This is a genomic window from Brucella pseudogrignonensis, assembly GCF_031454375.1.
GTDB classification, from domain to species: Bacteria; Pseudomonadota; Alphaproteobacteria; order Rhizobiales; family Rhizobiaceae; genus Brucella; species Brucella pseudogrignonensis_A.
Genome location: NZ_JAVDQT010000004.1, coordinates 191,164 through 216,681, shown reverse-complemented (window position 1 = coordinate 216,681; position 25,518 = coordinate 191,164). Strand labels below are relative to the sequence as shown.

Genomic DNA, 25,518 nt, shown 5'->3' with positions numbered 1-25,518 from the left:
CGAAAAGTGGGAGCCGGTTTTCGGACAAGATCATGCTCAAACAAATGAAAAGGCGTTGGAAAATAGCGATTGGCGGTGCCGCGTTTCTCGGCATCGCTGCACTCGGAACCGTGGTCGGGCTTGACTGGCTCGACCGCGCCTATCCTCCGCCTTTGCCGGAACGGCTGACCATTTCCACTGAAGTTATGGATCGCGACGGCGCTTTGCTGCGTGCCTATGCAACGCCGGACGGCTATTGGCGTTTGAATACCCGCATCGAAGATGTCGATCCGAAATTCGTGAAAATGCTGATCGCCTATGAGGACAAGCGTTTTTACGATCATGGCGGCATTGATTTCACAGCGCTTCTTCGGGCTGCGTATCAACTTGCAGGGAGCGGCCGTATTGTTTCCGGCGGCTCCACACTTTCCATGCAGCTTGCACGTCTTATCGAGCCGCGCGAAAGCCGCAGCTTCGGCTCCAAGTTCCGCCAGCTGGCGCGTGCAGTTCAAATTGAGCGACGGCTGAGCAAATCTGAAATTCTCGAACGTTATCTGACACTCGCGCCCTATGGCGGCAATCTGGAAGGCGTACGGTCGGCATCGTTAGCCTATTTTGGCAAGGAGCCGCTGCGCCTCACCATATCGGAAGCAGCGCTTCTTGTGGCTTTGCCGCAATTGCCGGAGCGCCGCCGCCCGGATCGCGAGATGGAGAATGCGGTTGCTGCGCGGGATCGCGTTCTAAAACGCATGGTTTCGTCTGATGTTTTCACGAGCGAAGAAGCCGAGCGCGCATCGCGTGAGCGCATATCCGCGACGCGTCATCCCCTGCCTTCATTGGCCGCTCACTTTGCCGATCTCGCTTTGAAGCAGGCACCGACCGAGGCCCGGCATCAGCTGACGCTTAAGAAGTCGGTGCAGGCTGGGCTTGAAGTTGTGGCACGCGAAGCTGCTGCGAAGCTTGGGCCAAAAGTATCGGTCGCCATGGTGCTGGCCGACAGTCGCAACGGCAATATCTTAGGCGAAGTCGGCTCCGCTAATTACTTCGATGGCAAGCGGCAGGGCTGGATCGATATGACCCGCGCCGTGCGCTCGCCCGGTTCCACGCTCAAGCCTTTCATCTATGGGCTGGCCTTCGAGCAAGGACTGATTGCGCAGGAAACCATAATCGAAGACCGCCCGCAGGATTTTGCAGGCTATCGTCCGCGCAATTTCGATATGAGCTATCAGGGCGATGTCAGCATCCGCCAGGCGCTGCAAATGTCGCTGAATGTGCCGACCATCAGCTTGCTCGATGCAATTGGCCCTGCGCGGCTCACCACGCGTATTCGACAGGCGGCGGTCAATTTGCAATTGCCGAAAGGTGAAGCGCCGGGACTGGCTATCGGTCTTGGTGGCGCGGGCATCAGCCTGCGCGATCTGGTGCAGCTTTATACTGGCCTTGCCAATGGCGGGCGAGGGGCAGCCCTTCGTGACGGCACCGAAGGTTTAGAACCTGTTCAGCCATCGGCTCCTATTCTGAGCGAGCAGGCATCGTGGCAGATTGGCGATATTCTAGCCGGTGTCGTGCCGCCGCAAGGCGCGAAGCGCCTCGGCCTCGCTTACAAGACCGGCACGTCCTATGGCTATCGCGATGCTTGGTCGGTCGGTTATGACGGGCGTTATGTGCTGGGTGTCTGGGTCGGGCGTGCCGATGGCGGCTCGGTGCCGGGCCTTGCCGGTTATGTTTCGGCAGCGCCCATCCTGTTTGAAGCCTTTGTACGTTCAGGTGTTGCTTCCGTACCGTTGCCGCGTGCGCCTGCTGGCGCATTTCGCACAGCACGCGCCGATCTTCCTGTAACGCAGATACGCTTTTCATCGAGCAGCGATCCGCTGCCGGTTCTCAAAGCCACGATGGAGCCTGCACCGCGCATCGTCTTTCCGCCTGATGGCGCGCATGTCGAATTGAAAGCCCTGACCGATAATGCCTCGCCGCTGGTTCTGAAATTACAGGGCGGACGTGCACCGTTTCGCTGGCTTGCCAATGGCAAACCCATTGCTGAACCCAACCGCCGCCGCACGGCCACATGGCTGCCGGATGGCACCGGCTATTCCACACTGACCGTTGTTGATGCAGGCGGACGCGCTGCCAGCGTGAAGGTTTTCATCGAGTGAAGGGATTTCCTAGTATGGCGAAGCCGAAATTTGCATCATTTTGAAGCATTCCTGGGAGCGAATTTCGGGTTCGCAGCCATACTAGGAAACTTTTGAATCTAGTGTGGTTTAAGGATTTGAAGTTCCTAAACTTGAATGCAACACAAATGATAGCAACTTCAAATCCACCACACTAAGGAGATCGTAATGCGGTTTGGTTCATATCTCGCAGCTTTTGCCCTTACTTTACCGGTGTTTACGTCCTTTGATGAGGCACAGTCTGCAAGTGCTCAGGCAGTGGTTCCCGAAGAGGCCACAACCTGTGCATTCAGTGCATGGACGAGCAATAAAAAGCCTTTCATAGAAGTGCGCGGGGAGCCGTCCGATGCAGCGGAAATCGTCGGTCAAATACCGACAGTTTCAGATGCTGCGGAGGCACAATATGCCTACAGCATTTATTTTGATGTGAAGGAGGCCCGGGACGGCTGGCTTAAAATCGCCAATGCGAGCGATGCGTATAACGAAGAAAGCGACGATTACGTCCCACGAGAGATTTATGAGGGGGAGGGCTGGATCAGGTCAGACGAAGCCACAATCGGTATTCAGTCGGCAAGAGGATTTTTGAAGCCAGAAACTAAGAGCGAGCGTCTGCTTGATATCGGCAGCGATTGGCTAACAGAAATGGGCCAGATCAACAATATCCTCGCCTGCCATGAGGATTGGCTCTTGCTGGATTATACATTGTTGCGCAAACGTTTGCCCAGTGAGCAGCTTGTCGAGCTTTCAAGCGGTGAGCAATCGACTGGCCGGGCTTGGTTCAGAGGACTTTGCTCCAATGCTGAGACGACCTGCGATATGAAATCTGTCGATCAGTGACAATCAAACCGGAACTCTAAGGCCGACAAAAGCCTCATCGCCGTATGCAGATCATTCAAATGCTAGTTTTATTCGGAATTTATTGCGGATATGCTGGAGACTGCCTCCAGCATATCCGCAGCTATTTAAAATTTGCGGCTGAAAGAAACTTTCAGATTGCGTCCGGGCATAGCTGATATGCCGTCGCTCAGATAAGGCTCGTAGTTTTTGTCGAAGACGTTTTCCAGAGCCAGGCGTAGTTCGGAATCCTTCATAACGCCCTGTGTCGGCGTCCAGTTGAAAAACAGATCATGTACTGAATAGCCCGGAGCCTTGGGGCGATTATAGCTCAGATCGTCTTTGACATGCGAGGTTCTGTCCTGCTTGTCGACAAAGGTTCCTGTCCAGCCGAAATTGATATCCTGATCAGGTAGCTTATAGCCGAGTGTCGTGATCAGCGTCGTAGGCATGATATCGTTGATATAGCTGTCTGGACCCTTGATGTTGTTGAGCGTGCCTTCGCGCCTTCCAATCATGTAGGTGAGGCTGGTATCGGCAAACATGAAGTTATTTTCATAATGTGCTTCAAGTTCGATACCGCGTGTATAGTAGGATGGCATGTTCCAGTAAAATGCTGCTTCACCTTCCTTCAAGTTCGCATTGTTTTTACTACCCACGCGCCGTCCAACCGGGTTGGAAATATGGTTGTTGAAGAACGACCCGCGCACCATCAGCATATCGCCGTCGGTAAACAAGCTATTTATCGCCGTATCTGCACCAATATTGATCGCGTTGTTGCGCTCAACGTTCAGATCCCGGCTTGTGCCGGATGTCTTGGTCTGAATGCTCTGCGTTGAATAGATTTCATCAATGTTGGGTGCACGCATCGCATAGGCCCAGTCTGCAAACAGACGCGTTGCAGGCGTGATCTGGTATGATGCGCTGACCGCCGGGGTGAAGCCATGATGCGAGGTGGCTGAATAATCGTGACCGGCGGCAGGATTATTATAACGAGGCGCAGCATTCGGAACGCCTTCCGAGCGTACATAGTCGTAACGAACGCCGGGCGTGATCGTCAGCTTGTCGGTGATTGCCATCTTGTCGCGCACAAAGAACGATGTAACATCCTGTTTGCCAGCGGGCATGATCCACGGTGCATAATAACCGTAATTATACTGCGAATCTTTTGCATTGGCCTTATCGAACATCGTCACATCACGAACGTGATGGTTATACTGCACACCATAATTCAGGCTGTGATCGATTCCACCCAATTCAAAATTTGAGGTGTTTTCAGCCTCAATATGAAAGTCCGAATATTTGGCATCGTTTTCTGTGCCGCCGAGTGATGCAGTGCCATTGACGCCGGGAAAGCGCTCTGCATGCATGTCGGTCGATGAATAGCTTGCCATAATGCGCGTGTTCACCAGATCGCTGTCACCGTCATAGGTATGTTCAACAACGGAGGTGAAATCTTTGAGCTCGCGCCAAGCGAGGAGCCTTTGGATCGCTGCCTTATATGCTGGTGTACCCGGCACCAAAGCATTGCTGCTTGGCTCAAACTGTCCGCGAATGGCTGCAAGTGGGCCCCAGTTGGCACTTTCTCCATAAAGAACAGACGCTTTTACCGCATGGCCACCATATTCGCCGCTGAGCTTGCCGGAAAAGGATGTCAGTTCGGAGCTGGAATAGTTGTAAACATCACCACCGCCGACGCGCATATTATCGCCCTTGCGCCATGTCAGGCTCGCAAGACCATCAAGATTTATGCCGGTTCCAAGGTTGGAGCGACCATATATGGCGCCAGTTTCAAGAAACTGTTTGTTTGCAGTCTGATAGCCGGTTTTGGCCCAAGCGCCCCAGTTTTCACCATCACGCAGCATATCGGCCGCGTCTTTGCTCTCAAGCTTGATCGTGCCACCAAAGCCGCCATTACCATAGCGAACGGTGGTCGCGCCCTTTTCGATTTCAATGCGCTTGAGAAGTTCAGGTTCAACGAAGATCGTACCCTGATCATATTTCTCAAAGTTCTTTGGAGCGCCATCGAGCAAGATACGAACGTCAGTCTGGCGTGAAAAGCCGCGGATGGCAATTGATTGACCTTCTGTGCGTACGCCACCCAGCATCGAAACACCGGGTGTCCTCTTCACAAGTTCTGGAATGGTTGACGCCTGTGCCTGCTCAAGCTGTTCGGTTGTGATCTGCGACACGCGCGGGTCAAGCTCGGAAAAATTTACGCCAGTGATGCGGGAGATGTTGATTGTATCAAGCTGAAGGCTGCCATCGGTGACGGGTGCAACCGAATTATTCGCAGAAGTTTCGCGCTCCAGTCGAACAGTTTTGCTGCCAGTGAAACGATATTGGATATCGGTATTGCGCAGCAAGGTGGAAAGCGCTTCCACTGGCGTCATCGTTCCACGAACGCCTGATGTATTCAGGCCGCTGGTAACGGAAGCATCAAATGCGATTTGCAATCCTGTCTGAACAGCAAGGCGATTGAGGCCGGTTGAAAGTGTACCTGCTGGAACGTTGACTGCAACAGCCTGCGTTGTTGCTTGCGCCATGGCGGGCGCGCTCAGAAGTGGTGTCAGAACTGTGCTGCTCAGAAGAACCGAGGCAAAAACGGTGCGTGCGCAGGTCGCAAGAATGCACGAGGCGGAGCTTTTCATGTCGTATCCAGTCTCAACGTTCAAGGCGTTGAACATTTGATGTTGAAGCAGTTACGCGCGTCGCGCAAACTGCCTTTCATGGAGTGGACGAATGAAATTGGCTGGCTGGGACATTCTTTTTAAAATTAATTGTGCAACACTGTTAGCAAGGAACCAACCCGAACCGCTTTGAGATCAAATGCATTGATGAAATCATCAAGTGCGGTTGATGGTGCTGACAGATCGAAAGTGCCGGTTACGCGGCGTTCTGCCAGATCACTGCTCGCAATCATTACGCGACCGGGAAGATGACGCGCAATATCCTCGATCACATGACTAAGCGGCTGATCTTCGAAGATAAGTCGTCCTGTGCGCCAGGATGCGGCCAGTTCCGGGTCTACTTTTGTGATTTTTCCGATGCCACTGGCACTGTCGTAAAAAACACGATGACCTTGCTCAAGGCGAAGGCTCTGATCAGCACGGAACATCGCTTTATCGGCGCTGGTCTGCACTTCAACGGCATGCTCGGTGACGACAACATCAGCACCCTGATCTTGTAATTTAACGTCAAACTGTGTGCCGAGCGCTGTCACCTCGCCATTTGCAGCGATAACGGTGAACGGACGCTGCTTGTCGGGCGCTACGGTGAAATAGGCCTCGCCCCGCAGGAGATAAACGCGTCTGCTTTCCTCTGTAATGTCAAAAGAGATCGCTGATCTTGAATTGAGCTGGACAGTAGAGCCGTCAGAGAGTTTGACGAGTGGCATTTCGCGGCTTGCAGACATAACATCGGCGCGCAGACGCATCGGTCCATCGAAAGCGATGAACCCGCCTGCAATACCCACAAAGATGACCATTGACGTGATAGCTGCTGCAACAGGGAAACGCGGTCTTCTGGCTGCTGTTTTCGCAAAATCGGTATCCTGAAGCAGCAAGAAACGTGAGTCACTGAAAACACGCGAAGCTTTTGTAAATGCTATTTCATGACGGCTATCTTGCGCGCGCCATGCGGCGCACGCTTCGATCAATACCAAATCTTTGGGCGATGCCTGTAACTGCATAAGCCAGTCGACAGCCTGTTCCCGGATAAGCCGTTCAGACTTTTCCGTTTTGGTTTTTGATGCACGCATTATGCCTGATCCAGTTCGTCGAGTCTGTAAAGGCAATGAATGAGTGCCTTGCGAAGATGCCGGTCTACCATGTTGCGCGTGATTCCAAAACGCTGAGCAATTTCGTCGGGCGACAGGTTGCCAATGCGGTGCGCAATAAAAATTCGGCGCTGACGATAGGGGAGTTCCATGATTGCATTTCGCAGGCAGTTGAGACGCTGCGGCATGTCAAGAGCGGTATCAGGATCGGTTTCAGCGCCGATGATGTTGGCGGCTTCTTCCTCAGTGCCCGAAAAGATTTTGGCTTCAAATTGTTCGCGTCGAAACCGATCAAATCCCAAGTTGATCGCTGCTCGCTTCAGAAAGGCACGGAGTGAAGATTTGTCGTCTAAATCGGTCTTCCGGTCTTTCAGCCTTACATAGAGATCATGAACAATTTCATTGGCATTTGATGACGCATGACCGCGTCGACGAACCGTGCGGCACAGTTCATCGTAATATTCGGTAATGGCCAAGTCGACGTCGACAATCTCACGCAATTGGAGAGCTGATGGCAGATTGGATTTATCAGATTGGTTCAAGGTGGGCACCGGTTGTGTGTGGCGGCACCATAGTGATGTGAGCAGCGAAACGCAATAATATATGAGCGATGCACTCATCTTAAGATACAGCTGTTGCAGTTGGTCTACAGTCAAGGGACGACTGCGTTTGCAGTATGTTGGTCTGCGTGCGTGCAATTCATACGCATATTTTTACTCTTGTAATTTGAAATATACATATGTATTGATAGCGAGAGTTCGCTATCGGGCTGAAGGCAGAGGAGCCTTCCCGGGTGATCTTTTAATAGTCAGACGGGAGGAAGTTTCGTCTGATTTCCAAGGGAGGAATCTATGAAGAAGCTTGCTTTGCTGGCGGCTGTCGCTGCCTTTTCGTTGCCTGTTTCCGTTATGGCGCAGGATGCGCCAGGCGCTGTCAAAAAAGACAGCTACCGCTTTGTCATCGTGCCAAAGGTCGTGCACCCTTGGTTTGACAAGGTGAATGAAGGCGCGCAGCAGGCCGCTGCTGCCTTGAAAGCGCAGACCGGCGCCAATGTTGAAATCGTCTACTCAGCACCACAGAGCGCAGACGTTGTTCAGCAGAACCAGATCATCGACAGTGCCCTTGCAACCCGTCCGGATGGTCTTGCACTCGATCTGCTCGATCCATCGGGCAATCGCGCATCGCTTGAAGAAGCACAGAACCAGAAAGTTCCGCTGGTCCTGTTCGACTCCGTGCCGCCTGAAGGCATGAGCATCACCCATATCGGTTCAGATTTCTGCGAGCAGGCCAAAATTGCTGCCCGTCGTCTGGTCGAAGTGCTGGGTGGTGAAGGCGAAGTCGCAATCATGATGGGCGTGCCAACTGCACCAAACCACTCAATCCGCGCTGATTGCCATCGCGAAGTGTTCAAAGAACATCCGGGCATCAAGGTTGTTGCTGAAGGCATCGACAATGATAGCATCGAAATCGCGCAGCAGCAGGCAGCTGCTATCATGCAGGCCAACCCGAACCTGAAGGGCTGGGTTGCTTCGGATGCGGCTGGCCCGATCGGTATCGGTCAGGCAATCGTTGAAGCTGGCAAGCAGGGCAAGGTCACGCTGGTCGGTCTCGACAATCTGCCAGAAATGCTCGACATGATCCGCAATGGCGTGGCTGACAGTTCGTCCGCATCGCAGCCTGAACTTCAGGGTTACTGGTCGGTGATGACGCTCTGGGCACAGGCAACCGGCGCGCCGGTTCCTGGCTATATCGACACCGGCAACGCGTTCCTTACCAAGGAAAACGTAGGCAACTAATCCGTACTGGTCTTGTTGCAGGGGCACGGGTTCTCCCGTGCTCCATTCTTTCCTGTCCTATCGACTTTGACCGGCAACTCGTCGGACACTCAGCGATAGTTTTCCAAGGTGTCCATCATGGCTTATCTTGAAACAAGCGGATTAGGCCGGGACTTTCCGGGCGTAACCGCGCTGGATGGTGTTGACCTGAAAATCGAGCTGGGTCGCACGCATATTCTTGCCGGTGAAAACGGCGCCGGCAAATCAACACTCGTAAAAATTCTGACCGGAACCGATAGCGCTTCGCGCGGTCAGGTGCTGATCGATGGCCGCGATCCGGTTGCTGATGCAGCACTTTACAAAAACGTCGCCTATGTTCCGCAGGAGCTCACACTGTTCCCGCAGATGAGCGTTGCGGAAAATCTGTTCATGCCGTTCAACAGAACTGGCCATGGCGGCTTTACCGTCAACCGCAAGGCTCTGCTGGAAGAGGCAAAAACCTATCTCGACCGCTTCGGCATCGAAGCGCAGCCGGATGATCTGGTTGCCAATATTTCTGTGTCCGATCAACAGCTTTTGCAGATTGCGCGTGCCTGCACCAATGAGCAGATGAAGGTGCTGATCCTTGATGAGCCGACCTCGTCGCTGACGCGTGTTGAAGTCGAGCGCGTCTTCAAGGTTATTCGTGGTCTTCTCGATCGCGATCACGCGATTGTCTTCATCAGCCACAAGATGGAAGAAGTCTTCCAGATTGGCGATGATTATACCGTTCTGCGCAATGGCACGAAGATCGAAAGCGGCCATATCAAAGACATCACCGAAACAGATCTGATCCGCGCCATGTCTGGCCGCGATCTTTCCTTTGATGAGCATTTCCGTCCGTCAAAGCCTACCACTGAAACAATCATGGAAGTACGCGGACTGTCCGGTTCGCGTTTTGAAGACATCAGCTTTGATCTGCGCAAAGGCGAGATTCTGGGCTTTGCCGGTCTGGTTGGCGCTGGGCGCTCCGAAGTGATGCAGACGATCTTCGGTTTTCTGAAAGCCAAATCGGGCCAGGTGAAGGTGGAAGGCGAAAGCTGGGCACTGAATGATACCTCGCGCTCGGTTGCAGGCGGCATGCTCTATCTCTCGGAAGAGCGCAAACATCACGGTATTCTGCCGCTTCTTTCCTTGCGCGAAAATATCGGCATTTCGGTATTGGCGCTGACCAGCGGCAAATTGGGTATCTCTGACCGCCGTGAACGCAATATCGTGCAGAAGATAATCGATGATTACGGTATCCGCACATCAGGCATGGGCAAGCGCATCTCGCAACTTTCGGGTGGTAATCAGCAGAAGGCCATTATCGGTCGCGCCATGGCCACGCGCCCGCGCGTGCTGATCTTTGATGAGCCGACCAAGGGCATCGATATTCGGACCAAATCCGAGATTTATCGCATCATGAAAAATCTTGCCGAAGAAGGCGTGGGTGTCATCCTCGTCTCCTCGGAACTCAACGAACTGCAGAAATGCGCAAGCCGTATCATCACTATGCATAACGGCCATATCACCGGTGAGTTCTCCACCACCGATACCAACAATGAAACACTCGTGGGCGCGATCTTTGGAACAGAGGTAAAAGCCGATGCAAACTAATCCCTTTTCCAATCTCATCCGCACGCCGCTGGCTGGTGTCTTGGTGGCTCTGTTGGTGATTTTTGGCCTTTCGGCAATTATGTCACCTTACTTTCTCACGCCTTACAATCTGTCGGTTGTTGCGCGTGGTCTGGCCTTTGTCGGCCTCATCACCATTGCACAGTCGATGCTGATGGTACTGGGCGAACTCGATCTATCGCTTGGCGTGATCGGCGGCCTTTGTGGCGTTGTGTCCGGCATTCTGATGGTGAGAATGGGTTTTGAGCCTTATTCGGCAATGCTGCTGGCGATATTACTTGGCCTTTGCCTTGGTCTGTTCAATGGTTTCCTTGTCACCTTCCTGCGATTGCATTCACTTGTGCTCACCATTGGCACGGCGGGCATCTTTGGCGGTGCCAACCTGGTATTGACCCGCGGAGTTGCCATCACCGGCATTCCGCGTGACGTGCAGTATCTCGGCCGTGGGGATCTGTTCGGAATTCCGGTACCGTTCATCATCATGTTTGTTGCACTGCTGATCGCGACTTTCGTGATGCTGAAAACCCCGTTCGGTCGTTACATGTATGCCATCGGCAACAACCGCGACGGTGCACGTATGCTGGGCATTCGCGTGGATCGCGTCCGCCTCATGGTATTCGGAGTGGCCGGTGCTATTTCAGGTCTGGCTGGCGTGCTGATGGTTGCGCGTCTTGGAACCGCTCAGCCGTCGATTGGTGATAGCTGGGTTCTGGCTCCAATCGCTGCTTCGGTTATTGGTGGTGTTGCCACGACCGGCGGCATCGGCAGCCCGATTGGCGCAATCTTCGGTGCAGGTATCATCGCCATTATTGAAAACATTATCGTTCTGTTCGGTGTCTCCCCCTATTGGCAGGGCATTGTTTCGGGTGCAATCGTCGTGCTGGCCATCTCATTCGATGCCATATCGCGTCGTTATCTGCGCCGGGATGCCCACTGATCAGGCAATACGTTTAAGAAAGCTGATATTATGAATGAACAAGTCAAAACGAAAAAGCTGATCAACGCGCCTGAAAACATCATCGCAGAAATGATTGAAGGCATGGTTGGTGCGCACCCCGATATTCTGCGCGTCGAAGGCGAGACAGGTCGAGCAGTTGTAGCGGTCGATGGCCCGCGCGAAGGCAAAGTTGGCATCGTCGTGGGTGGTGGTTCAGGTCACGAACCAGCTTTTGCAGGCTATGTCGGGCGCGGCCTTGCCGATGCGGCAGCTGTTGGTAACGTATTTGCCTCCCCATCACCTGCTCATATTGCAGAAGCGGCACGGGCTGCCGATGGTGGTGCTGGCGTGCTGATGCTTTATGGCAATTACACAGGCGACGTTCTCAACTTCACGATGGCTGCGGAAGAACTCGCCCAGGACGGCATGGATGTGCGTCATGTCGCGGTTGCGGACGATGTGGCCTCGGCACCGCTTGATCGCAAGTCAGAACGCCGTGGGATTGCCGGTGATTTCTTCGTGTTCAAGGTTGCTGGTGCTGCCGCTGATCTGGGTGAATCCCTGCCGCGCGTTGAAGCGCTTGCACAGGCTGCCAATGAGGCTACCCGCTCGATGGGCGTGGCATTGAGCCCTTGTTCGCTGCCACAGACCGGCAAGCCAAACTTCTCCATCGGCGATGACGAGATGGAAATCGGCATGGGTTTGCATGGTGAGCCGGGCATCCGCCGCCAGAAGCTTGCACCTGCCGATGAAGTGACTGACGAGCTGGTAGCAGCCGTTTTAAAAGAACTTGAACTCAAAGCTGGTGATCGCGTTGCTGTTCTGGTCAACGGACTTGGTGCGACCACGCATATCGAGCTTTACCTGATCTTCCGCCGCGTAAAGCAGATTCTGGATGGTCGTGAAATTCAAATCCACGCCTCTTGGGTCGGTGAATATGCGACATCGCTTGAAATGGCCGGTGCGTCGGTCACACTGATGAAGCTCGACGCCACCTTGCAAACGCTACTCGATCATCCATGCCACACCCCAGCCCTGACGGTTGGTGCTGTGCAGACAGGTGATCGCGAACCCGCTTCTCAGCGCAAGGCAGCACGCACCGTTGAACATAAGGAAGCAACATCAGACGCGCCCCGCGCGCTCATCACCGATGGCGATGTGACGCCTGCGCTTTTCAAAGCAATGATGATGAATGTCGGTAATCAGATCATTGCCGAAAAGAACTGGCTTTCAGAACTTGATGGCGTGATTGGCGATGGAGATCACGGCATCACCATGGAGATCGGCTGGAAGGCTGTTCAGCATGCGCTCGAAGACGAGCAGGACGACGAAACCATTGAAGCAATCTGTAAGCGCATGGCCAAAGCGTTTCTGGATGCGGTCGGTGCTTCATCGGGTCCGCTCTATGCCACAGCATTCCTGCGTGCAGGCACGGCTGTCAGCAATCGTCTGAACCTTGATGGGAATGGCATTGCTGAATGGCTGGCTGCCGCATCACAAGGCATTCAAGATCGCGGTCGCGCGGCACCTGGCGACAAAACGATGATCGACGCATGGGTTCCGGCTGTTGAGGCTGCAAATGAGGCTGCGAAGGCTGGCAAGTCCACGCTCGACGTACTGATTGCGGCACGCGATGGGGCGGAAGCGGGTATGAAGGCGACGGCTGCAATGGAATCGCGCCGTGGTCGCTCAGCTAAGCTTGGCGAGCGCTCCATCGGTCATATCGATCCGGGTGCAGCGTCTACATTTGTAACTCTGCGTGCCATGGCCGAAGCGCTGCAGAACCGCGCCTGACAAAAAATCGTTTAACTGTGTGATACAGTGGCAAACTGTGTTTTTTGGAACCTTTTGGCTTGCAATTCAGGTTCCTCCATAAAAACAACACGATAGAGTAACGGCTGCGTTCTCCTTGAACACAGCCGTTTTTTTCGTCAATGCTTTGCCCAATTCTTCCTGTGTGTAAGGCATGAAAATCCCGGATTCGCTGCTTGCCAGCAGGTCGGTTTTTCATGTGTCTAGGTGTCTCTAATAAAGCGTGTTGGAGTTGATTCGCCGTTCAGATTACGTACGGTTCGAATGAGGCCCTCTTTATTTTATTGCAGGGATTTTAGGCATGACTCTCAACTTGATCCATCTTCCAAATTTCAGGAAGACGTTCTTCGGAACGGCACATCAGACCGATATCCTTGCCAGAATGGTGCGCATTCGTGATGAGATCGGTTGTCGGCATATCATGCATGCCTACCGCAATCGGTTAAGCAACAGCTCCCGGAACTTTTCGTCTGACCTGACCGTAGTGACCTCCGCGCCCACCAGTTGGATGGTGAAATATGCGGCTACAAATTATTTCTCCGTCGATCCTTTATTTCAGGAAGATGCACCTTTTTTCCGCAGTGACGTCCACGGGCTAGTGCATGATCTAAAACGCGATGCTGATAAAAGTAAGCATATAGCGGATATGTTTCGCGATGCGGAGAAGCAAGGCTTGGGCAATGTCCATATAGCTGTTTCTGCCCGTACACCTAAAGGGATTGCTGGCTGTTCTCAATTTAGCTTCCAATTGGATACGCTTATTGATCGCCAAGAATTTATAGCAAATTTGCGGCCACTGCTGATCAGCGCTGCCGGACATCTTCATCACACGCTTTGCGATGGGCGAGAGATGAGTGCTGCCGTTGCTCTTTTGACACAGCGTGAGCTGGATTGTTTGCGCTGGGCTGCCAATGGCAAAACAGACGGCGAAATCGCAGAAATTTTGAACATCGCGCGCTGGACGGTTGTGACTTATCTTCAGAACGCAAAAATCAAGCTCAATTGTTCAAACAGAACATCGGCAGTTGCAACGGCGTTGTCGCTCGGCATTATCGATATGCCTGAAGTCCAGCATCTTTTCTGATATGCCTACGCTTATTATCGGCCATCGCTAGGCAATTTTGCGCAAAGAAAGCTTTGCGTCGTCAATTGCGTCAGCCAGCCGTGCCGTGTTGCGCGCGGGGTTCTCATCTGGGCTGTCAAAGACGATATGGTTGAGTTCTACGCTTGCGGTCTTTCCGGTGAGGGTGAGGCGGAAATAAGCATAGACACCCTTGTTGCGGAATTCCATGTCTAGAGTAACAGATGGGTTGCTGAACCAGTCGCAAACAAAGTCGCAACCATGGCCAAGGTTAAGTGTGCCGGGATAAAAGTAAAGTTCAGTCGCGGAACTGACGATGTCGGCAATATTGGCGAGCAATTCGCATCTGATGAATGCAATATAATCTGCTGGATCAACAAGACGAAGATCTGCAACAACGTCACGGATATTGCGTGCGATTATTGCTTCTCGTTCATTTGAAAACTGCATGCTTTTCATCGTGTTATCACCAGTATTGAAGAATTGAGATATACTACATTAGTGAATAATGATTTCATTGAAAAATTGTTCAATTCATTGTTCGTCGAGTATTTATAACACGAATAAGTTCAGCGACGGCCTTATAAAATTCCGGTGCAATCATTTGATCAACATTGACTTGTTTGTAAAGAGCACGCGCCAGTGGAACGTCTTCAAATACGGGAATAGAATTTGCCGTTGCGATTTCTCTAATCTTCAACGCAATCAGGTCCTGACCTTTGGCAACGACAATAGGGGCAGCGTCTTCATTGGGCTTGTAACGCAAGGCGACGGAGAAATGCGTTGGGTTGGCGACGATCAGCGTTGCTGTTGGTACAGCGCTTATCATGCGGCGGCGGGCGCGATCACGAGCGAGCGAGCGTAGCCGGCCCTTTACCAGCGGATCGCCTTCGGATTGTTTGAGTTCGTCTTTTACCTCTTGTTTGGTCATGCGCAATTCTTGTTTCCAGTGAATGCGTGACCATGCAAGGTCGAATGCGGCAATCGCTGCAATTGCCAAGAGATTAGCCACCAGCAACCGAACGAGGTTTTCGCGTAAAAACTCTGGCAGACCTCGAGGGTCAGTCGCAATGGCCTGTGTGAAGAGATCGTTGCCCTTGAAGAAGACGAAGAAAACAATCACGCTGGCTGCGGTGAATTTCGCCAGAGATTTCAGAAACTCGACCTGACCTGATCGTCCGAAAATTCGCTGCCAACCTTTGATAAGCGATATGCGCGAGGCTTGCGGGCGAATACGTTCGCCTACCATGCGCGGAGCATTCTGAAACGCGGAAGCGGCTATCCCGGCAAGCGGAATGATAATAAAGACCGGGACTAAAGCCAGACCAATAGCCAGTGCCGCGAGCGTGAACAGCTGGCTGGCATCTTCTGCACTGTTGAGTAGCCAATCCTGCGGACGATCAATGAGTTCACGCAAAAATGCAGTGAGCTTTGCCGTCGCGGGAGCCGCGATGAAGACGGCAATGACAAGAAACGAGGCAAAACCGGCAAAAGCGGGGATTTCCCGCGAAAACGGCATATTGCCTTTTTCAATGGCATCCCGGATTTTCTTCTCGGTTGCTTCTTCGGTTTTGCTTTCTTTGTCGCTATCATCAGACATCGGCTAAGCGGGCCTTATTCGTCTGATTCAAGCGTGATGATGCCGCGTTCCGACAAATCGATTGCGATACGAGCAATCGCGCGACGCGCATCCGTTATATTTTGGCTCGTTATATTGCCTTGTTCTGTGGTGAGCTCGCTTTCGACCATACGGCGACCACGCGCCGACAATGACGAGAGGATTGTCTCCTGCAATGACGCATCTGCGCCGCGTAGCGCTGTTGCGATCTGCTCCGTCTGGACTTCATCAAAAAGCAAAAGACGCGCACGTTGCGAAAGTCGGTCAATGTCTTCAAAATTGAAAAGCTTCGCCTGGATGCGTGCAATATCATCCTGGCTGAGATCTTTAAGGCTCGCCATGAGGTCTTCCATCTCCTGACGGTCGAGCTGGTTGAATATATTAGCGATTTGTCCGTGATGCGCTTTAACGGGCCCGGTGTCGCTGCGACCCAGAAGATCGCGTCGCAAGACATCTTCCAGAAGCTCGGAAGCGGCGGGCGCAACATTGCCAATGTGAAGCGAGCGCTGCACGACCGCGCCTCGCAATTGTGGCGGGAGACCTACGAATATGCGCGCTGCCATATCGGATGGAAGTTTGGAAACGATATAGGCGATGATCTGCGGGTGCTGGTCCGCTAGATAATCCTGCAAGTTCTCAACGGACAAACGTGTGATCTGAACCCAAACAGATTCCTGCACCAGCTGCGGCTGAACACGCTCTTCAAACACGGCGTCTGCTTCTTCTTGCGGCAATGCTTCGCGCAGCAACCCTTCGAAGCGTTGTGCCGCTTCAGATACCGGTGCGCCTTCCGCAAATGAATCTTCAAACTGCTTGACCAGCAGTTCAAAGTCTACCGGAGCAATTGGATCAAGCGTTCGTGCGTGACCCGCAAGCTTGCGCAGATCGTCAGCATTAAAATGCTTGAGCAGTTTCGAGGCCGACGGGCGTCCGATGGCGACAAGAATTGCAGCCGCCTTTTGCGGGCCTGAAAGTGTATCGATCAGTCCGCTTGCGTTATCGTCGGAAGACTTTTGCTGTTCATTGTCGGCCATGGTGTGTCCGTTACTTGCCGATTATTTCGGTGAGGCTGACGCCAAAGCGCGAGGAATCGTCTTCGAGAACGATCACTTCACCGCGCGCAATGACACGTCCGTTGACGACGATGTCGACGGGATCACCAATCTGCTTATCAAGGGTGATAACTGCACCGCGTCCAAGTTTCATAAGGTTGGCGACTGGCATGGTTGTGCCACCCAGAACTACCTGAACATCGACGGGAATGCCCATAATAAGCTCGAGATTGGGCTTGGAACTACCCGCCTTGGCAGCGCGGGGCTTGTCTTCGCGCAGCTCTTCAATTGCTTCGTCAAGTTCGTGCTGCATCTTTTGTTCCTTGCTGCCGCTATTCATGCTTTTGCTCGTCACGCTTGACCTGCGATTTCAATGGTTGCCTTTTTCACTGCGCGACGCACAAAAACTGGCAGAGCTTTCTTTTCAATCGGTGCCTGCATAGTGCTGTGTTCAGAAGTCGCGTTTTCTTTGCGAATAGACACCTCTGAAACATTGCGGGCATGGCGAATATCGCGGGTCAGTGCCTTGCGCAGCCGGTTCAGCTCTTCAATAGCCTCATCCATCTCACGGCGCACACGCGCTGTTTCGCCAAGGCGGGCTTCAAGGCGAGCAGTTTCGTCAGTCAGATCTGTCCGCTGACTGCGTAATGATTTTGCGACCCGCTCAAGCCCGTTGGATGCGGCGGCAACGCGCAGCGTCAACAACTTTCCGAGCTTAATGGTTTCGTTTGCTTTGCGTCCAACCACAATCAGCGCACCAAGTGAAGCGAGGGCCATGAGTGTTGAAAGAATGTTAGCCAGCAACAAGCTCATCGATAAAATCCTCTTCCTGATCGACAGGGTCGCCAATCTTGACTGTAAAATGAATGCCGGACTTGCCGAGTGAGCATTTGAAAAGTTGCTGGGTGCCCGCGCGCAGGCGCACTTGCTCCATTGCGTCGGCCGGCAATTTGAGCACCTGACCGACTTCAAGCCGGGAGAGTGCATCAAGGGTTAGGCTGCCTTGCTGAATGAAGGCCTCCAGATCAATGCGCGCACGGCTGACTTCCTGTCGCATCCTCTTTGCCCATGCCGGGTCGGCTTGATTGACCGGGCGGCGCAGAAACGCTGCAACAGCATCCTGCATCGGCTTATGGCTGCTGCGCGGCAGCAAAAGATGTATAAAGCCAGTCTTGCCTGCCGCAGCCACTTCTATCTGGCAATTGAAAAGGCGGGACTGGTCCAGATCATCACGGTTGAAATCCGCGGTATCGAGGCATTCTCCAGCGGTGAAAACTGAGTTGCCATTGCCCGTGAAAACCTGATCGAGAGCCTTAGCGAAGTAAGATGCAATAACACCCGAAACCTTGCGCTCCATCATACCGAAGGGACGTTCAAGGTCAGTGCTGCCCAGATTGCCCTGTGCACCAAACATGGCCTCAATAACCGCAAAGACCAGTGTCGGATCCGCTGTTACATAAAGCGAGCAACCCCAGTTGTCGGCCTTCAAAGGCGCGATGATCGCTGCCTGCTCAAGGATCTGGCTCAGCCGATCATTGTCCGTGATATCGACGGAGCCTGCATCGGATGAAAATGCGGCAGCCGAGCCTTCCGCAAGGTGAGAGCAAAAATGCAAAGATGCATCTTTAAAAACATGCGCGAGTGACTTTAAATCGTCGCCGGAAAGTCCTGCTGCTCGGAGCAGGTTGTCAGCAAGGACATCACTCTTGCGGCTTTGGCTGAAGCCCGTCATGTCACGCCGCCTGCTGGAGCGGTGTGCTCGACATTGTTTCTTGTTCGACCACATCAATGCTTGGACGTTCATAGGCCGAAATTGTCTTACGACCATATTCTAGAGCAATTTGTGGCAGCGAACCGTTCATGTAAGCCAGAAGAGTTTGCTTCACGACAACATAGAGCCGATTGTTCTTCTCGCGCGTCATTTTGATTTTCGTGGCAATCGGCGTGACGACGCCATAGGAAAAGAAGATACCGGCGAAGGTACCAACAAGTGCGGCACCAATCAGACCGCCAAGCACCTCTGGCGACTGGTTGAGCGCGCCCATAGCCTTGATAACACCCAGAACAGCGGCAACAATACCAAGAGCTGGCAACGCTTCGGAAATGCTGACCATTGCCTGATATGGTTTGAGGCGGTCGCGGGAGATGGTGTGAATTTCTTCGTCCATAAGAGCTTCGATTTCATGCGGACGAACATTGCCGACAATGATCAGACGGCAATAGTCGCAGATGAAATGCATCAGATCTTCATTTTTCATGATGCTGGGATAAGCCTGAAAAATGGGAGATTCTTTTGGGTTGTCGATGTGTACTTCAACTTCATTGCGCGATTTTGCGCGCAGTTCACGCATCAGGCTGTAGAGCACACCGAGAACGTCGAGATAGTCGCGTTGTTTGGGGACCTTATTGGTAAATGCTTCCACACAGGCGCGGCCTGTATCCTTTACCAGCGATAAAGGATTAGCGACGAAGAACGTGCCAAGAGCAGCACCCAGAATGATGACGAATTCCCACGGCTGAATAAGCACACTGACGTGACCGCCCATAGCGATAAAGCCGCCCAGCATACAACCGAGTGTGATGGCAAGGCCGATGAGAATACCCAAAGCTTAAAACCCCAAAATGAAATTCCTTTGATTGCACTTTATGGTCGTCGCCTTGTGCGAAGCTTGCCATCAGGCGCGGTATGAAATCAGCTTCGGACAAGCTTGAGCTTTCATAAAGGGCCAAATACCAGCAGGGGGTCTTTGCCAATGGTCGATACGATGACAAGTTATCGTCTGATAGCGTCTGACATGACGCGATCATTGCAGCGCGTATCGAAAGAACCTGTGGTTGAGCGGGAAACCGCCTACTACAAAGAGAACATTGGCAATGTGAAATCGATAGATGATTTCATGTCGGATACACGATTGTTCAATTATGCGATGAAGGCTTACGGCCTCGAAGATATGGCCTATGCTAAAGCTTTCGTCAGAAAAATTTTGACCGAAGGCGTTGTCAGCGATGATGACATGGCCAACAAACTAACCGATAAGCGCTACAAGGAATTTGCAACCACCTTCGATTTTGCCGCTAAGGGTGACAAGGCGACTGAAGCTACTGCCGCACAGCAGGGCGTCATTGATAAATATATGCGTCAGACGCTTGAGACCGACGCTGGCAGCCAGAATGAAGGCGTGCGTTTGGCGCTGTATTTTGAGCGCAAAGCGCCGACTCTGACCAACGCATATGAAATCCTCGGTGATAAAGCGCTTTTGTCGATGGTACAGGCAACATTTGGCTGGCCTGCTTCTATGTCCAATGCGGATATCGATAAACAGGCAAAGATGATCGAAGAGCGGATCGACTTCGATAAGATGTCTGATCCCGATTATGTTTCAAAGTTCATTTCCCGTTTTACGGCTATGTATGAAATGAACAACCCTACGAGCAGTTCGCCAGCATCGATCGCTTCGTTGCTATTGGGTGGTACATCGTCGGTTGGCATTTCGATGGATATTTTAAGTACCTTGCAAAATTTCAGGCCGGGCGGACGCTAACCGATGCAGAATAACTCGATCTATGTTGGCTTGTCTTCGCTGGTCACGCTTGAGCGGCGCATGGATGCTATCGCGCATAATGTTGCAAACGTCTCCACCGTTGGCTTTCGCGGCGAGGGCACGAAGTTTGAATCGATCGTTTCAGGCAAAACCAATGATGCGGTGAGTTTTGCAAGTGCGGGTAAAAGCTATATTCGCACCGAAGCCGGCCCAATGATTAAGACCGATAACCCGCTTGATGTCGCCGTAAAAGGCGACGTCTGGATGGCGCTTTCCACCCCGCAAGGCCAAGTTTATACGCGCGACGGTCGCATGAAAATGATGGCGACGGGCGAACTCGTTTCAGTGATGGGCAACGCTGTTCTGGATGTGGGCGGCGCGCCCATTATGCTCGACGCGAATGCTGGTGCTCCTAAGATTTCAAGCGATGGTGCTATCTATCAGAACGGCGCACAAATCGGCTCGATTGGTCTCTATTCCATTCACAAAGATGCCGAACTGAAATATGCGGGCAATTCCGGTGTCGTTTCAGATAAACCGGCCATTCCGGTTGTTGATAATAACAGTGTGGGACTGGTGCAGGGGATGATCGAAGGGTCCAATGTCGATGCCATGTCCGAAATGACACGATTAATCAGTGTCAGCCGCGCTTTTGAGCAGGTCAATAATCTGCTGAGCCAGCAGGAAAGCACTGTCGCTGAAGCCATTAAAACATTGGGCTCCAAAAACGGATGATAGCTGATCTGCCGCTCGCACGTCTTGCTGCGCTAGTCCGTCAGCAGGCATTGGCACCGAGACCGCTTACAGGTCTTGGTGGTATGGTGAGCGATGTGTCGCGTTCTGCAATTGCGGTTCGTGGTCTTTCACGTAAAGCGCGTCTTGGTGATGTGGTTGCTATTCGTGCCGAAAGCGGTCAAAGCCGCGCAGAAATTATTCGCGTTGCGGATCGTCAAGTGCTGGTAAAGCCCTTCGATGATCGGATCATACCAGCTTTGGGAGCGGCTGTTTTCGAGGAAGGTCCCCTGCGCATTTCTCCGTCGCAAGAATGGCGGGGAAGGGTGATCAACGCCCTTGGCGAAGCGGTAGATGGAAAAGGGGCTATGCAACCCGGCACCCACGCGATGGCCTGTGAAAATCTGGCACCGGCAGCCTTACGCCGTTCGCGCGTGGATCGTGGCCTTCGTACAGGTGTTAATGTCATTGATATTTTCACGCCGCTTTGTTTCGGCCAGCGTATTGGCATTTTTGCGGGTTCTGGCGTTGGAAAGTCAACGCTTCTCGCTATGATGACGCGTGCTGCGGATTTTGACACGGTGGTACTGGCATTAACGGGTGAGCGTGGTCGCGAAGTGCGCGAGATGCTCGAAGAAACAATGGCCGGGCATCTTGATAAGACTGTAACGGTTGTTGCAACGGGCGATGAAAGCCCAATGATGCGTCGGCTTGCACCCAATACCGCAACGGCAATTGCCGAATATTTTCGTGATCTCGGCCAGAATGTGCTGCTGATTGTCGACTCCGTCACACGCTTTGCACATGCAGCGCGTGAAGTGGCAATTGCGGCTGAAGAGCCGCCCGTATCGCGTGGCTATCCGCCAAGCGTATTTAGTCAGTTGCCACGCCTGCTTGAGCGCGCTGGTCCCGGCGTGAGCGATGCCGGCGGGAGCATAACCGGTATTTATTCGGTACTGGTGGATGGAGACGATCATAATGATCCGGTGTCCGATACCATTCGTGGCACGTTGGATGGCCATATCGTACTCGATCGGGCAATTGCGGCGCAGGGCCGCTTTCCAGCGGTCGATATTCCTGCGTCGGTGTCGCGCCTTGCAAAACACAACTGGTCTGCCGACCAGCGCAAGCTTGCAGGTCAATTGCGGGCGATGGTGGCGCGGTTTGAGGAAACGCGCGATCTTCGCGCGATCGGCGCTTATCAAAAAGGCAATGACGGCCTGCTTGATCAAGCGGTTGATCTGGTGCCGAGAGTTTACGAAGCGTTGCAACAATCGCCAGAAACAAATGTATCCGACGACCCCTATTTGGACCTTGCCGCTGCTTTGCGCGGTGAGAAGCAGGCATAAGGCGCTATGAAGGGCTTTAACAAAAACGATGAGGATGAGGTTCTCGCAAAGCTTACCGCTGAGGTTGAAGCTGCGGCCTTGCAAAAGACTGATAGGAAGCCGCAAAGTCAGGTGGATCGCTATCTGAAAGTCAGTGCAATCACCCTTGCGGTGGTTTGTGCCATGCTTCCGGTGGTCACCTATTTGCAGCGTGTCGACCTGAGTCCTTCAAAGAAAAATGATACCAAGATTACCGATCCGCTCGACAGAACCGATCAGAAGACAGTTCGTCATTTTCCCTCATTTCGGCCGAACGAAGAAGCCGCACTGAATGAGGGCATCGACACGATGAAAACCGGTTCGATCATGTCGAATGGCAAAGGATTGCCAGGTGCTACCGATGGGCAGAACGGTGACGGAGGCGAGGAAGGGAAGCCATTGCCAAAGCCAGTTTTTGCGTTGCGCGAAGTGGTTGGCAGCATGGCGATGATTGAAGACATATCAGGCTATTGGTTTGTAGAAAAAGGTTCGCTTTTACCCGATGGGAGCCGTCTTGTTTCAATCCGACGCGGTCAGGGCGTGGGCAATTGGCAGCTTACGACATCGACAGGCGGCGTGATTGATATGCGTCGATAGAGGATATCTTTTCAAAGCTTACTTAGCGCAAGCTTGAGGCAAGTTCCGACCTTTAAGTTAATCAAAGGTTAAGGCGGGACACTCGCGGGAAGTATCATGAGCTCCATTCATCTGCTAGATTTGGCTGCAAGGCAGGCACAGTGGTTGTCAGTAAGACAGGCAACGGTTGCAGGGAATGTTGCGAACGCCAATACCCCGGATTTCCGTGCCCGCGATGTTCAGCCATTCGCGGATGTGTTGAGCAAAACCCAGCTTACTATGGCTGCAACCAACGCACAGCATTTGGAAGTCGAAGCCAACGGCATCGCTGGCGCACGTTTGCGTCCAGAAAGCATCACTGAGCAGACCCATTCCGGCAACACTGTCGATGTTGAGCAGGAAATGATGAAGGCCGGTGAAATTGCACGGGATTATTCGCTCAACACAAGCATCGTCAAAGCGTTTCATCGCATGATGCTGTCGGTTGCAAAGGGATAATCCATGTCATCTGATGCTTTGCAAAATACGCTAAAGATTGCAGCCTCCGGCCTGTCGGCACAGTCGACACGACTGCGCATTGTTTCTGAAAATATCGCCAATGCACAATCGACGGCCAAGACCGCCGATGCTGATCCATATCGTCGTAAAACCGTTTCGTTTCGCACGGAGTTGGAACAGACCACAGGTGCGGCGCAGGTTCGCGTGACAGAAATCGGCCACGACATTTCGCCCTTTGTTGAGCAGTATGATCCGAGCCATCCGGCGGCAGATGCACGTGGCTATGTTCAATATCCGAACGTCAACATGGTCGTCGAAATGGCGGATATGCGTGAAGCAAACCGTTCATATGAAGCCAATCTACAAGTCGTCAAGCAGGCGCGTGAGCTTATCTCAATGACAATCGATTTGATGAGGAACACATAATGTATGACTCAATCATGAGCATCTCGGCGCGCAATGCTCTGTCGCGCCTCACTGAAACGGTTGCGCAGAACAATGTCGGTTCCACGCAGGCCCCGCAAGCTGTCCCAACCGCACCGGGTGCATCTTTTGGTGATGTGCTTTCGCAGATGACGGACTCGGTTGCTCAGAAATTACAAGCAGCAGAAGCAACCTCAATCCAGGGCATCAAAGGTGATGCACCTGTGAGCGACGTTGTAAACTCGGTTATGGAAGCGGAACGCTCGCTGCAAACAGCAATCGCGATCCGTGACAAGATCGTACAGGCCTATCTCGAAATCAACCGCATGCCAATTTGATCAGAGCCTGATCAGATCAGCATAACGGAGTTAAGGACGCGCTATGAAAGCCCTGACGATTGCAGCAACTGGCATGAACGCACAGCAGCTTAATCTGGAAGTGATTGCCAATAATATTGCCAATATCAACACGACTGGCTTTAAGCGTGCGCGCGCCGAGTTTTCTGATCTGCTTTATCAGGCTGAGCGTTCTGCCGGTGTTCCCAGTCAGGCCAATCAGGCGGTTGTGCCAGAAGGTGCGCTGGTTGGTCTTGGCGTTCAGACGGCTGCGGTCCGCAATGTGCATATACAGGGCAGCTTCAACCAGACAGGCAATCCACTTGATCTGGCGCTGACGGGTAAAGGCTGGTTTCAGATCCAAAGCCCGACCGGCGAAACGCTTTACACGCGTGCCGGTGCATTCAACACCAATGCTGATGGCCAGATGGTCACGATGGACGGTAATCTCGTTCAGCCTGATATTACCATTCCGGCCAATACGATTGAAGTTGTGGTCAATGATTCCGGTGAGATTTTTGCCAAAGTTCAGGGAAATGCTGGCATCGAAATCGGACCAGCAATTGGCCGTTTAGCACTGGCTAATTTCACCAATGAAGCAGGGCTTGAGCCCCTTGGTGGCAATCTTTATCGCGAGACTGAAGCATCGGGTGGACCGATTGCGGGTAGCCCCGGCGACCCAGGCTTTGGCACCGTTAAGCAAGGTTATCTGGAAGCATCCAATGTTGATCCGGTGAAGGAAATCACCGATCTGATTTCAGCACAGCGTGCCTATGAAATGAACTCGAAAGTCATTCAGGCTGCGGACGAGATGGCTGCAACCGTATCCAAGAATATGCGCTGACGGTGAGTAGGATGATGATGCGCGTGAAGCAAGCTATTCGAAACACAAGTGCAGCAATCCTCGCCGCTTTTGTGATATTGAGCGCTCCGGTTGCCAATGCCGCCGAGCGCATGGCTTTTTTCGTGCCTTCAACAACCGTTTATCCTGGTCAGGTTGTGAGCGATGTTTCGCTGGTAGAGAAGAAATTCTACATCAGTCCGCCTGCCGCCAGACAATATGTCCTTTCGCCCGAGCAAGTCACTGGCAAGGTTGCGCGCAGAACCCTGATTTCCGGCAAGCCTATTTTGATTGCGGCGCTATCCGAACCCTCACTGGTGACACGTGGTGTACCAGCCATGATGGTTTTCACATCCGGTCCGTTGACGATCACGGCAACCGGCACACCACTTGAATCGGGTGCCGTCGGCGACTTCATTAAAATTCGCAATGCCGATAGCGGACTGATTGTATCGGGTACCGTGCTTGCCGACGGTCGTATTCAGGTGGGTATGCAGTGAGAAAATACGTC

General features: G+C 52.8%; 26 protein-coding genes. 16 read left to right on the top strand and 10 right to left on the bottom strand.

Translation table 11 applies throughout. From position 1 onward, the window contains the following. The first annotated feature begins 32 nt into the window (after positions 1-32). Together pbpC and J2782_RS14310 are read left to right on the top strand one after the other, a co-directional pair. The gene (gene pbpC / locus J2782_RS14315) at positions 33-2,132 is read left to right on the top strand and encodes a penicillin-binding protein 1C (RefSeq protein ID WP_310013698.1); all 2,100 of its coding nucleotides are present in this window, start codon (positions 33-35) and stop codon (positions 2,130-2,132) included. Between the two features lie 186 nt (positions 2,133-2,318). Continuing rightward, the gene (locus J2782_RS14310; protein WP_310013697.1) at positions 2,319-2,987 is read left to right on the top strand and encodes a hypothetical protein; all 669 of its coding nucleotides are present in this window, start codon (positions 2,319-2,321) and stop codon (positions 2,985-2,987) included. 125 nt (positions 2,988-3,112) lie between these two features. Here the strand turns inward: J2782_RS14310 and J2782_RS14305 are convergent, their stop codons facing one another. The 3 genes from J2782_RS14305 to J2782_RS14295 all read right to left on the bottom strand — a co-directional run bounded on the left by J2782_RS14305 (position 3,113) and on the right by J2782_RS14295 (position 7,313). Continuing rightward, positions 3,113-5,635 (bottom strand): TonB-dependent receptor, encoded by a 2,523-nt coding sequence (locus J2782_RS14305; protein WP_310013693.1) that lies wholly within the window; start codon positions 5,633-5,635, stop codon positions 3,113-3,115. A 125-nt stretch (positions 5,636-5,760) separates the two neighbouring features. Then, positions 5,761-6,744 carry a FecR family protein gene (locus J2782_RS14300; protein ID WP_310013690.1) on the bottom strand — a complete coding sequence of 328 codons (984 nt, stop codon included), beginning with the start codon at positions 6,742-6,744 and terminating at the stop codon, positions 5,761-5,763. Then, positions 6,744-7,313 (bottom strand): RNA polymerase sigma factor, encoded by a 570-nt coding sequence (locus tag J2782_RS14295; protein ID WP_310013687.1) that lies wholly within the window; start codon positions 7,311-7,313, stop codon positions 6,744-6,746. The genes J2782_RS14300 and J2782_RS14295 overlap by 1 nt, the downstream gene beginning before the upstream one ends. A gap of 300 nt (positions 7,314-7,613) precedes the next feature. On the opposite strand from J2782_RS14295, the gene J2782_RS14290 reads away from it, so the two are divergent. From J2782_RS14290 to J2782_RS14270, 5 genes are all read left to right on the top strand, one after another. After that, positions 7,614-8,558, top strand: a complete 945-nt coding sequence (locus J2782_RS14290; RefSeq protein WP_310013684.1) for a substrate-binding domain-containing protein — start codon at positions 7,614-7,616, stop codon at positions 8,556-8,558. 117 nt (positions 8,559-8,675) lie between these two features. Then, positions 8,676-10,175, top strand: a complete 1,500-nt coding sequence (locus J2782_RS14285; RefSeq protein WP_310013682.1) for a sugar ABC transporter ATP-binding protein — start codon at positions 8,676-8,678, stop codon at positions 10,173-10,175. Then, entirely contained in the window at positions 10,165-11,130 is a 966-nt protein-coding gene (locus J2782_RS14280) for an ABC transporter permease (protein WP_310013681.1), read from the top strand. Before J2782_RS14285 ends, J2782_RS14280 begins: the two co-directional genes overlap by 11 nt. 30 nt (positions 11,131-11,160) lie before the next feature. Continuing rightward, the gene (gene dhaL, locus J2782_RS14275; RefSeq protein ID WP_310013678.1) at positions 11,161-12,924 is read left to right on the top strand and encodes a dihydroxyacetone kinase subunit DhaL; all 1,764 of its coding nucleotides are present in this window, start codon (positions 11,161-11,163) and stop codon (positions 12,922-12,924) included. 319 nt (positions 12,925-13,243) lie between these two features. After that, positions 13,244-14,026 carry a helix-turn-helix transcriptional regulator gene (locus tag J2782_RS14270; protein WP_310013677.1) on the top strand — a complete coding sequence of 261 codons (783 nt, stop codon included), beginning with the start codon at positions 13,244-13,246 and terminating at the stop codon, positions 14,024-14,026. A gap of 27 nt (positions 14,027-14,053) precedes the next feature. Here the strand turns inward: J2782_RS14270 and J2782_RS14265 are convergent, their stop codons facing one another. The 7 genes from J2782_RS14265 to motA all read right to left on the bottom strand — a co-directional run bounded on the left by J2782_RS14265 (position 14,054) and on the right by motA (position 19,299). Beyond that, on the bottom strand, positions 14,054-14,482 hold the full coding sequence (locus tag J2782_RS14265) for a hypothetical protein (protein ID WP_310013676.1): 429 nt from the start codon (positions 14,480-14,482) through the stop codon (positions 14,054-14,056). Positions 14,483-14,552: 70 nt separating this feature from the next. Further along, positions 14,553-15,623, bottom strand: coding sequence for a flagellar biosynthesis protein FlhB (gene flhB / locus J2782_RS14260; RefSeq protein ID WP_310013674.1), 1,071 nt, complete (start codon positions 15,621-15,623; stop codon positions 14,553-14,555). Between the two features lie 14 nt (positions 15,624-15,637). After that, entirely contained in the window at positions 15,638-16,675 is a 1,038-nt protein-coding gene (locus tag J2782_RS14255) for a flagellar motor switch protein FliG (protein ID WP_310013673.1), read from the bottom strand. A gap of 10 nt (positions 16,676-16,685) precedes the next feature. After that, the gene (gene fliN, locus J2782_RS14250) at positions 16,686-17,033 is read right to left on the bottom strand and encodes a flagellar motor switch protein FliN (protein ID WP_310013671.1); all 348 of its coding nucleotides are present in this window, start codon (positions 17,031-17,033) and stop codon (positions 16,686-16,688) included. A gap of 11 nt (positions 17,034-17,044) precedes the next feature. After that, positions 17,045-17,506 (bottom strand): BAB2_0123 family type IV secretion system effector, encoded by a 462-nt coding sequence (locus J2782_RS14245; RefSeq protein WP_310013670.1) that lies wholly within the window; start codon positions 17,504-17,506, stop codon positions 17,045-17,047. After that, complete coding sequence (locus J2782_RS14240; RefSeq protein WP_310013669.1) at positions 17,487-18,425, bottom strand: FliM/FliN family flagellar motor switch protein; 939 nt, start codon at positions 18,423-18,425, stop codon at positions 17,487-17,489. The genes J2782_RS14245 and J2782_RS14240 overlap by 20 nt, the downstream gene beginning before the upstream one ends. Position 18,426: 1 nt before the next feature. Beyond that, positions 18,427-19,299 carry a flagellar motor stator protein MotA gene (motA, locus tag J2782_RS14235; RefSeq protein ID WP_310013667.1) on the bottom strand — a complete coding sequence of 291 codons (873 nt, stop codon included), beginning with the start codon at positions 19,297-19,299 and terminating at the stop codon, positions 18,427-18,429. 147 nt (positions 19,300-19,446) lie between these two features. On the opposite strand from motA, the gene J2782_RS14230 reads away from it, so the two are divergent. From J2782_RS14230 to flgA, 9 genes are all read left to right on the top strand, one after another. Continuing rightward, positions 19,447-20,235, top strand: a complete 789-nt coding sequence (locus J2782_RS14230) for a DUF1217 domain-containing protein (RefSeq protein WP_310013665.1) — start codon at positions 19,447-19,449, stop codon at positions 20,233-20,235. Positions 20,236-20,238: 3 nt separating this feature from the next. Next, the gene (flgF, locus tag J2782_RS14225) at positions 20,239-20,970 is read left to right on the top strand and encodes a flagellar basal-body rod protein FlgF (RefSeq protein WP_310013662.1); all 732 of its coding nucleotides are present in this window, start codon (positions 20,239-20,241) and stop codon (positions 20,968-20,970) included. Beyond that, on the top strand, positions 20,967-22,316 hold the full coding sequence (gene fliI / locus J2782_RS14220) for a flagellar protein export ATPase FliI (protein WP_310013660.1): 1,350 nt from the start codon (positions 20,967-20,969) through the stop codon (positions 22,314-22,316). Before flgF ends, fliI begins: the two co-directional genes overlap by 4 nt. Before the next feature lie 6 nt (positions 22,317-22,322). After that, positions 22,323-22,931: a hypothetical protein gene (locus J2782_RS14215; RefSeq protein WP_310013659.1), complete on the top strand. Its 609-nt coding sequence runs from the start codon at positions 22,323-22,325 to the stop codon at positions 22,929-22,931. 96 nt (positions 22,932-23,027) lie between these two features. Continuing rightward, on the top strand, positions 23,028-23,408 hold the full coding sequence (gene flgB, locus J2782_RS14210; protein WP_310013656.1) for a flagellar basal body rod protein FlgB: 381 nt from the start codon (positions 23,028-23,030) through the stop codon (positions 23,406-23,408). A 3-nt stretch (positions 23,409-23,411) separates the two neighbouring features. After that, positions 23,412-23,834 carry a flagellar basal body rod protein FlgC gene (gene flgC, locus J2782_RS14205; RefSeq protein WP_310013654.1) on the top strand — a complete coding sequence of 141 codons (423 nt, stop codon included), beginning with the start codon at positions 23,412-23,414 and terminating at the stop codon, positions 23,832-23,834. After that, complete coding sequence (fliE, locus tag J2782_RS14200; protein WP_310013652.1) at positions 23,834-24,169, top strand: flagellar hook-basal body complex protein FliE; 336 nt, start codon at positions 23,834-23,836, stop codon at positions 24,167-24,169. Before flgC ends, fliE begins: the two co-directional genes overlap by 1 nt. Before the next feature lie 43 nt (positions 24,170-24,212). Further along, a complete protein-coding gene (gene flgG, locus J2782_RS14195) occupies positions 24,213-25,010 on the top strand; it encodes a flagellar basal-body rod protein FlgG (protein ID WP_310013649.1) in 798 nt (265 codons plus the stop codon). A gap of 14 nt (positions 25,011-25,024) precedes the next feature. Continuing rightward, the gene (flgA, locus tag J2782_RS14190; protein ID WP_404989651.1) at positions 25,025-25,507 is read left to right on the top strand and encodes a flagellar basal body P-ring formation chaperone FlgA; all 483 of its coding nucleotides are present in this window, start codon (positions 25,025-25,027) and stop codon (positions 25,505-25,507) included. The last annotated feature ends 11 nt before the right edge of the window (positions 25,508-25,518 follow it).

Bases quoted from the DNA above. Each gene is read 5' to 3' on its own strand.
- pbpC (WP_310013698.1), top strand. From the start codon at position 33: ATGCTCAAACAAATGAAAAGGCGTTGGAAAATAGCGATTGGCGGTGCC.
- J2782_RS14310 (WP_310013697.1), top strand. From the start codon at position 2,319: ATGCGGTTTGGTTCATATCTCGCAGCTTTTGCCCTTACTTTACCGGTG.
- J2782_RS14305 (WP_310013693.1), bottom strand. From the start codon at position 5,635: ATGAAAAGCTCCGCCTCGTGCATTCTTGCGACCTGCGCACGCACCGTT.
- J2782_RS14300 (WP_310013690.1), bottom strand. From the start codon at position 6,744: ATGCGTGCATCAAAAACCAAAACGGAAAAGTCTGAACGGCTTATCCGG.
- J2782_RS14290 (WP_310013684.1), top strand. From the start codon at position 7,614: ATGAAGAAGCTTGCTTTGCTGGCGGCTGTCGCTGCCTTTTCGTTGCCT.
- J2782_RS14285 (WP_310013682.1), top strand. From the start codon at position 8,676: ATGGCTTATCTTGAAACAAGCGGATTAGGCCGGGACTTTCCGGGCGTA.
- J2782_RS14280 (WP_310013681.1), top strand. From the start codon at position 10,165: ATGCAAACTAATCCCTTTTCCAATCTCATCCGCACGCCGCTGGCTGGT.
- dhaL (WP_310013678.1), top strand. From the start codon at position 11,161: ATGAATGAACAAGTCAAAACGAAAAAGCTGATCAACGCGCCTGAAAAC.
- J2782_RS14270 (WP_310013677.1), top strand. From the start codon at position 13,244: ATGACTCTCAACTTGATCCATCTTCCAAATTTCAGGAAGACGTTCTTC.
- J2782_RS14265 (WP_310013676.1), bottom strand. From the start codon at position 14,482: ATGAAAAGCATGCAGTTTTCAAATGAACGAGAAGCAATAATCGCACGC.
- flhB (WP_310013674.1), bottom strand. From the start codon at position 15,623: ATGTCTGATGATAGCGACAAAGAAAGCAAAACCGAAGAAGCAACCGAG.
- J2782_RS14255 (WP_310013673.1), bottom strand. From the start codon at position 16,675: ATGGCCGACAATGAACAGCAAAAGTCTTCCGACGATAACGCAAGCGGA.
- fliN (WP_310013671.1), bottom strand. From the start codon at position 17,033: ATGAATAGCGGCAGCAAGGAACAAAAGATGCAGCACGAACTTGACGAA.
- J2782_RS14245 (WP_310013670.1), bottom strand. From the start codon at position 17,506: ATGAGCTTGTTGCTGGCTAACATTCTTTCAACACTCATGGCCCTCGCT.
- J2782_RS14240 (WP_310013669.1), bottom strand. From the start codon at position 18,425: ATGACGGGCTTCAGCCAAAGCCGCAAGAGTGATGTCCTTGCTGACAAC.
- J2782_RS14230 (WP_310013665.1), top strand. From the start codon at position 19,447: ATGGTCGATACGATGACAAGTTATCGTCTGATAGCGTCTGACATGACG.
- flgF (WP_310013662.1), top strand. From the start codon at position 20,239: ATGCAGAATAACTCGATCTATGTTGGCTTGTCTTCGCTGGTCACGCTT.
- fliI (WP_310013660.1), top strand. From the start codon at position 20,967: ATGATAGCTGATCTGCCGCTCGCACGTCTTGCTGCGCTAGTCCGTCAG.
- J2782_RS14215 (WP_310013659.1), top strand. From the start codon at position 22,323: ATGAAGGGCTTTAACAAAAACGATGAGGATGAGGTTCTCGCAAAGCTT.
- flgB (WP_310013656.1), top strand. From the start codon at position 23,028: ATGAGCTCCATTCATCTGCTAGATTTGGCTGCAAGGCAGGCACAGTGG.
- flgC (WP_310013654.1), top strand. From the start codon at position 23,412: ATGTCATCTGATGCTTTGCAAAATACGCTAAAGATTGCAGCCTCCGGC.
- fliE (WP_310013652.1), top strand. From the start codon at position 23,834: ATGTATGACTCAATCATGAGCATCTCGGCGCGCAATGCTCTGTCGCGC.
- flgG (WP_310013649.1), top strand. From the start codon at position 24,213: ATGAAAGCCCTGACGATTGCAGCAACTGGCATGAACGCACAGCAGCTT.
- flgA (WP_404989651.1), top strand. From the start codon at position 25,025: ATGATGCGCGTGAAGCAAGCTATTCGAAACACAAGTGCAGCAATCCTC.